Below are 6633 nucleotides of genomic sequence, written 5' to 3'. Positions count from 1 at the left end.
TTCATCGCCCCCGCCGCCCCTACCCGTTCCCATCCTGTGCCTGGGGGCACCTCCCAGCGGTAGCTGGGGGAGTTTGAGGAGCGGGGGTCCGGGGGCTGGCCCCCGGGAACGGGGTCTGGGGCGGAGCCCCAGAAGGATGGGACGGGTAGGGGCGGCGGGGGCGACAACAACCCGGCCCAGCCCACCGCACGCCCGGAAAAACCGCTTTACCCGCATGGGATACTGGCCGCATCCACCCGTACCCACGAGGAGAACGGCACCCACTCCATGGCCTCGGTCACGTCCCTCACCGCCAACGTCCACCAGCGCCTGGCCGACGCGCTCACGGCCGCCCTCCCGGCGGCCGACACCGTCGCCGACCCGCTGCTGCGACGTAGCGACAGGGCGGACTTCCAGGCCAACGGAATCCTGGCGCTGGCGAAGAAGGCGAAGGCCAACCCGCGTGAGCTGGCGACCGGCGTCGTCGGCCAGGTCGTCACCGGTGACGTGATCAAGGACATCGAGGTCTCCGGCCCCGGCTTCCTCAACATCACGATCACGGACAAGGCGATCATCGAGAACCTCGCGGCGCGCGCCGCCGACGAGGAGCGGCTCGGCGTGCCGTACGCCGAGAACCCGGGCACGACGGTCATCGACTACGCCCAGCCGAACGTGGCCAAGGAGATGCACGTCGGTCACCTGAGGTCCGCGGTGATCGGCGACTCGGTGGTCAAGCTCCTGGAGTTCTCCGGCGAGAACGTGATCCGGCGCCACCACATCGGCGACTGGGGAACCCAGTTCGGCATGCTCATCCAGTATCTGGACGAGCACCCGCACGAGCTGGACCACAAGGCCGACACCGAGGACACGGCGGCCTCCGGCGCGGAGGCGATGTCCAACCTCGACCGCCTCTACAAGACGGCCCGCAAACTCTTCGACTCCGACGAGGAGTTCAAGACGCGGGCCCGGCGCAGGGTGGTCGAGCTCCAGGCGGGCGACCCCAGGACGCTGGCCATGTGGCAGAAGTTCGTGGACGAGTCGAAGATCTACTTCTTCTCGGTCTTCGAGAAGCTGGACATGGAGATCCGGGACCCGGACATCGTCGGTGAGTCGGGCTACAACGACATGCTGGACGAGACGTGCCGCCTGCTGGAGGAGTCCGGTGTCGCGGTGCGGTCCGAGGGCGCGCTCTGCGTCTTCTTCGACGACATCAAGGGCCCGGACGGCAACCCGGTACCGCTCATCGTGAAGAAGTCGGACGGTGGCTACGGCTACGCGGCCACCGACCTCTCCGCGATCAGGGACCGCGTCTTCAACCTGAAGGCGAACACGATCACCTACGTCGTGGACGCCCGCCAGTCGCTGCACTTCAAGATGGTCTTCGAGACCGCCCGGAGGGCCGGCTGGCTGAACGGAGACGTGGAGGCGCACCAGCTCGCCTTCGGCACGGTGCTGGGCAAGGACGGCAAGCCGTTCAAGACGCGTGAGGGCGAGACGGTACGGCTGGTCGACCTGCTGGACGAGGCGATCGAGCGGGCCACCGCGGTCGTGCGGGAGAAGGACACGCAGGACCAGCTGTCCGAGGAGGAGATCGCCGAGCGCGGCGCCCAGGTGGGCATCGGCGCGGTGAAGTACGCGGACCTGTCGACGTCGGCGAACCGGGACTACAAGTTCGACCTGGACCAGATGGTCTCGCTGAACGGCGACACGAGCGTGTACCTCCAGTACGCGTACGCCCGTATCCAGTCGATCCTGCGGAAGGCCGGCGACGCACGGCCCGCCGCGCACCCGGAGCTGGAACTGACCGAGGCGGAGCGGGCGCTCGGCCTGCACGTGGACGGCTTCGCGGAGATGATCGCGGACGCGGCGGCGGAGTACGCCCCGCACAAGCTGGCGGCGTACCTCTACCAGCTGGCGTCGCTGTACACGACCTTCTACGACAAGTGTCCGGTCCTGAAGGCGGACACCCCGGAGCAGGTGGAGAACCGTCTGTTCCTCTGCGACGTGACGGCCCGCACCCTCCACCGGGGCATGGCCCTGATGGGCATCAGGACGCCCGAGCGTCTCTGATCCCGGCGCCATTCCCAGCGCGATCCCAGCACGATCCCAGCCCCGTCCCAGCGCGCTCCACAGACCGAGGCGCAGCCCCTCGCCTCGGTCATCCCATTGCAGGACTACTCACTCTTTCGTACGAGATTCATGGCCAAAGGTTGAGCTGCTCGGCCTTGTCCCGAAGTATGCGATGCTGCGGGGCGCCGCAGGCCCCCGACTCCGGATCGCTTGCTGGGAGAGCAATGAGAGCTGCAGTGTCCTTCACCGTCACCCCGGCCGCACCGACCGCGATGGCCGCCCATGCTGCCGCTCATTGAGACCGGCGAGGAGCTGGAGGCGGTCGCCCGGGACGAGGCGCTGCTGCGTCCGGCCGTCGCGGACCTGTGTGAACGACTCGGCCTGGCGGGGAAGCGGATGGTCCGCTTCGACGAGGGGTCGCTGCCGGTGTACGCCATCGGCGACGCGCACGTGGTGAAGCTGTACCCCTCCTTCGACCGCGAGGAGTGCGTGCGCGAGGAACGGGTGCTGAGCTATCTGTACGGCGAACTCCCCGTGCCGACACCGCAGTTGCACTCGGCGGGCGCGTACAAGAACGGCTGGAACTACGTCCTGATGTCCCGGCTGCCCGGCGAGAGCCTCGCGGAGGAGTGGCCGCGGATCCCGGCCGCGGACCAGGACCGGCTCGTCACGGAGGCGGCCGAGGCCCTGGCGGCGCTGCACGCGCTCAACCCGGCACCACTCAGGACCGCTGTGGGCCCGGCCGACTGGAGCATGCTGGTCAACGCCCAGCGTGCGCGGGCCGTCGAGCAGCAGCAGGAGGTCGGGCTGCCGGAGCAGTGGCTGGAGCAGATCCCGTGGTTCCTGGACACGGTGCCGCTGCCCCCTCCGACGCGGCGGGTGCTCCTGCACACGGAGTTCATGCGCCAGCATCTGCTGGTGAGTCCGGACGGCCGGCGCCTGACCGGCCTGTTCGACTTCGAACCGGCGATGATCGGCGATCCGGCGTACGACTTCGTGGGCGTGGGCCTCTTCGTGACGTGCGGCGATCCGAGGCTCCTCAAACGGTTCTACGAGGCGTACGGCCGGTCCCCGTTCGATCCGCGCACACTCATGGCGTACACGCTGCTGCACGTCTACAGCAACCTGACCTGGTACCTGAGGGAGCTGCCCGCGCCGCCGAAGCCGACGCTGGAGGCGCTCGCGGAGACGTGGTTCAGCGCGGGCTGAGGGGCCCATGCACGGGCTGGTGAGGCGTTGTCAGTGGCGGGCCCTACAGTCACGTGCATGGCGACCCTTCCGAACCAGCTGCCGACGCTTGCGGCCGATCCGACCGGCCGCTCGCTCGGTCTCCGGCTCCCGCCCGGGGCCCTGCTCGACACGACGATCGACGGGCCCTGGCCCGAGCCTCTGCTGTGGCGTGCCGACGCGCCGGCGGCGCCGGGCGACTGGCTGCGCCTGGCGTCCGCCCGGCGCTCGGCCGGCCTGCACCCGGTGCTGGTCGGCGGTGTCGGCCTGAGCGAACGCCACCCGGACCGGTGGGAGTTGAGCCCGGATCTGATGTCGTATCCCGGCGACCATGACGCCGAGGACGTGCTCGCCGAGCTCTGGGAGGAGTGGGCGGCGGGCGCCGAGGACGCCGACTGGCCCGGTCTCGCCGCGTCCGGGCCGCTCGACGTCGACCCGGACGCGCGTGCCGCCGAGGTCGCCGACTCCCTCGCGAGTGGCGCGGGGTGGCTGAAGGAGTCGCACCTCGCACTGGTCCCGGCACGCCGCAGCGCGGACGTCCCCGCCGCCCTCGGCTGGTGCGGGCCGGCGAACCACGAGAACGACGTGGCGCGCCTGTGCGCGGTCCTCCGTTCCTGGGAGGACCGCTTCGGCATACGGGTCGTGGCGCTCACCTTCGACCAGCTGGTCGTCTCCGTGGCGGCCCCGCCCGGGACACCCGCCGAGGCCGAGGCTGTGGCCGCCGAGCACTTCGCCTTCTGCCCGGACAACATCACGCAGGGCCACCACACCACGCTGCGCGCGTACGCCGAGCATGAGGTGCTCGGCGCACACTCCTGGTCGTTCTGGTGGGACTGAGGCCCCGGGCCACGAGGGCCGGGGCCGGGCAGGTCAGGCCTTCCGGCCCACGGCCCCGTAGACGTTGATGTCGGCGTCCGTCACGTCATTGATGTCCCGGTAGCGGATCTTCTCGATGGCGTCGAGGGTCTCGACGTAGGCCGGGTCCGCGGCTTCGGGGGCGGGCGCCGGGCTCGGGTACCAGTGGTGGACGGGGACGACGCCGGGTTCGTCCAGCTGGACGCCGGCGGTCTCCGTGAAGAACCGCTCTACGTCGTCCTTGGACCGCAGCACGAAGGTGAACCCGCGCTCGGTGTAGGTCCGCTGGACCGCGCGGATGTTCTCGGGGTTGAGGTCCTCGGTGATGTGGCTGATCACGAGCCGGCTGCCGGACGGCAGCGCGTCCACCAGGTCGCGTACCACCGTGTAGGCGTCCTCTTCCTCGACGAAGTGGAGGATGGCCACGAGCGCGAGCGCGATGGGCTCGTCGAAGTCGAGGGTCTTCGCGGCCTGTTCGAGGATCTCCGCGGGGTTGCGCAGGTCGGCGTCGATGTAGTCGGTGCGGCCCTCGGGGCCGCTGGTCAGCAGAGCGCGCGCGTGCGCGAGCACCACCGGGTCGTGGTCGACGTACACGATCCGTGACTCGGGGATGATCCGCTGGGCGATCTGGTGGACGTTCTCCACGGTCGGCAGGCCGGTGCCGATGTCGAGGAACTGCCGGATGCCGTCCTCCTCGGCCAGCCGGGTCACGGCGCGGCGCATGAAGTCACGGTTGTGCCGGACGTCGAGGTAGCCGCGCGGGTTGGCGGCGAGTGCCGCGGCGGCGGCGGCCCGGTCGACGGGGTAGTTGTCCTTGCCCCCGAGGAAGACGTCGTAGACGCGCGCCGGGTGGGCCTTGGTGGTGTCGATCCTCCTTCTCAGCTCGGCGGGGTCCTGGCTGAGAGCATCACCGCTCATGAAGACCTTCCCTCGGGAGTCACTCGGGTCAGTACGCCCCTGCGCACTGGTCACGCTCATTCAATCGGCAACAACCTAACTCCCGGGGCGACTTGATGGTGCCAGTGCCGTTCAGTCCGCCGGCGCCGCGTCCCACGCCGCCTTTGCTCATCCCGTCATGTCCCAGATCCACATTCCGGCGGGAGGTCATTCCCCCTGGTCAGAGCCATTTATGAGGTCCCGGCGTCCCGAATACCCCGGCAGTTGTGGCGGTCGGCACGGATCACCGCACAAGCTGTGGTCATCCAGCACGCCACTCCCCAGGGAGACCACCGTGTCCGCACGCACCTCAAGCACCGCAAGCACCGCCGGCACCAGCCGCACCCGCCTGCTGGCCGCCGCCGCGCTGTCCTTCGCCGCGCTGACGCTGACACTGACGGCGTGCGACGACGGAGAGGGCCTCCGCGACGAGGGCCCGTCCGCCATGTCCTCGCACAAGGACGGCGGACAGGCCTCCCCCGTCGGCTCCTCCGCCCACAGCCGGAGACACCACCAGGCTGCCACCACGTGGCTTACCAAAAGGTGAGTAGCTGACCAAATAGTCGGTACTTGTGGTGAGTTGGTCGTCTCAGCAGTATGGGCATCATGCCAGCACACAACTCCGATCAAACCCCTGCGAAGACTCCCATAACCGTCCTCGGTCTCGGCCTCATGGGCACGGCCCTGGCCACCGCCTTCCTGAAGGCCGGCCACCCGACCACCGTCTGGAACCGCACCCCGTCCAAGACGGGCCCCCTGACGGCCCAGGGCGCGACGCCCGCCGCCACCCCCGCCGAGGCGATCACCGCGAGCCCGCTCGTCGTGGTCTGCCTCACGACGTACGACGACGTGACCGAGCTCCTCACCCCCCACACGACCGCCCTCGCGGGTCGCACGCTGGTGAACGTCACCAACGGAACGCCCGTCCAGGCACGAAAGGCAGCGGCCTGGGCGGAAGAGCACGGCATCACGTATGTGGACGGCGGCATCATGGCCGTACCGCAGATGATCGCGACCCCGGCGGCGTACGTCCTCTACAGCGGCGCGCAGGAGGCGTACGAGACCTACCGGCCGGCACTCGCCGCCCTGGGCGGCACGCGCTGGACGGGCACGGACCCGGGGCTGGCGTCGCTCTACGACCTGTCCCTGCTGACGGGCATGTACGGCATGGCGATGGGCGTGGCCCAGTCATTCGCCCTGATCCGCTCGGAGGGCATCGGCGCACGCGAATTCGCCCCGCTCCTCACCGACTGGCTGAACGCCATGACGAACGGCCTGGTCCCCGGCACGGCCGAAGCCGTCGACTCCGGCCACCACCTGACCGACGTCTCCACCCTGGCCGTCAATCAGGCGGCGTTCCCCAACCTGCTGACCACCTTCACCGACCAGGGCGTACGCCCCGAGCTCTTCGCCCCGATGCGCCGGTTGCTCGACCGTGCGATCGCCGAGGGCCACGCCCAGGACGGCCTGTCCCGCCTGGTCGAGCTGCTCGGGGTGCCCCAGCCGGACGGCAGCTGAGCCGGGAGGGGCGCACCGCAATGCGCCGAGCGGCGCCCGGGACTGGGC

Annotated in this window: 6 protein-coding genes; 5 read left to right on the top strand and 1 reads right to left on the bottom strand. The window is 69.8% G+C overall.

What is annotated here, in order from left to right; genetic code table 11:
• The first annotated feature begins 267 nt into the window (after positions 1-267).
• From argS to FE633_RS32910, 3 genes are all read left to right on the top strand, one after another.
• Positions 268-2049 carry an arginine--tRNA ligase gene (argS, locus tag FE633_RS32920; RefSeq protein ID WP_138048837.1) on the top strand — a complete coding sequence of 594 codons (1782 nt, stop codon included), beginning with the start codon at positions 268-270 and terminating at the stop codon, positions 2047-2049.
• A 282-nt stretch (positions 2050-2331) separates the two neighbouring features.
• Entirely contained in the window at positions 2332-3258 is a 927-nt protein-coding gene (locus FE633_RS32915) for a phosphotransferase family protein (RefSeq protein WP_138048836.1), read from the top strand.
• A 57-nt stretch (positions 3259-3315) separates the two neighbouring features.
• Positions 3316-4113, top strand: a complete 798-nt coding sequence (locus FE633_RS32910; protein WP_138048835.1) for a DUF4253 domain-containing protein — start codon at positions 3316-3318, stop codon at positions 4111-4113.
• A 33-nt stretch (positions 4114-4146) separates the two neighbouring features.
• Here FE633_RS32910 and FE633_RS32905 read toward each other — a convergent pair whose 3' ends face one another.
• A complete protein-coding gene (locus tag FE633_RS32905) occupies positions 4147-5049 on the bottom strand; it encodes an SAM-dependent methyltransferase (protein ID WP_138048834.1) in 903 nt (300 codons plus the stop codon).
• A 313-nt stretch (positions 5050-5362) separates the two neighbouring features.
• On the opposite strand from FE633_RS32905, the gene FE633_RS32900 reads away from it, so the two are divergent.
• Together FE633_RS32900 and FE633_RS32895 are read left to right on the top strand one after the other, a co-directional pair.
• Positions 5363-5614 carry a hypothetical protein gene (locus FE633_RS32900; protein ID WP_138048833.1) on the top strand — a complete coding sequence of 84 codons (252 nt, stop codon included), beginning with the start codon at positions 5363-5365 and terminating at the stop codon, positions 5612-5614.
• A 59-nt stretch (positions 5615-5673) separates the two neighbouring features.
• On the top strand, positions 5674-6585 hold the full coding sequence (locus tag FE633_RS32895; protein ID WP_138048832.1) for an NAD(P)-dependent oxidoreductase: 912 nt from the start codon (positions 5674-5676) through the stop codon (positions 6583-6585).
• The last annotated feature ends 48 nt before the right edge of the window (positions 6586-6633 follow it).

The organism is Streptomyces montanus, assembly GCF_005786655.1.
Taxonomy (GTDB): Bacteria; Actinomycetota; Actinomycetes; order Streptomycetales; family Streptomycetaceae; genus Streptomyces; species Streptomyces sporangiiformans.
Note: the sequence above shows the minus strand (reverse complement) of the source record. Positions and strands in the feature narration are given on the sequence as shown.

Bases quoted from the DNA above. Each gene is read 5' to 3' on its own strand.
- argS (WP_138048837.1), top strand. From the start codon at position 268: ATGGCCTCGGTCACGTCCCTCACCGCCAACGTCCACCAGCGCCTGGCC.
- FE633_RS32915 (WP_138048836.1), top strand. From the start codon at position 2,332: ATGCTGCCGCTCATTGAGACCGGCGAGGAGCTGGAGGCGGTCGCCCGG.
- FE633_RS32910 (WP_138048835.1), top strand. From the start codon at position 3,316: ATGGCGACCCTTCCGAACCAGCTGCCGACGCTTGCGGCCGATCCGACC.
- FE633_RS32905 (WP_138048834.1), bottom strand. From the start codon at position 5,049: ATGAGCGGTGATGCTCTCAGCCAGGACCCCGCCGAGCTGAGAAGGAGG.
- FE633_RS32895 (WP_138048832.1), top strand. From the start codon at position 5,674: ATGCCAGCACACAACTCCGATCAAACCCCTGCGAAGACTCCCATAACC.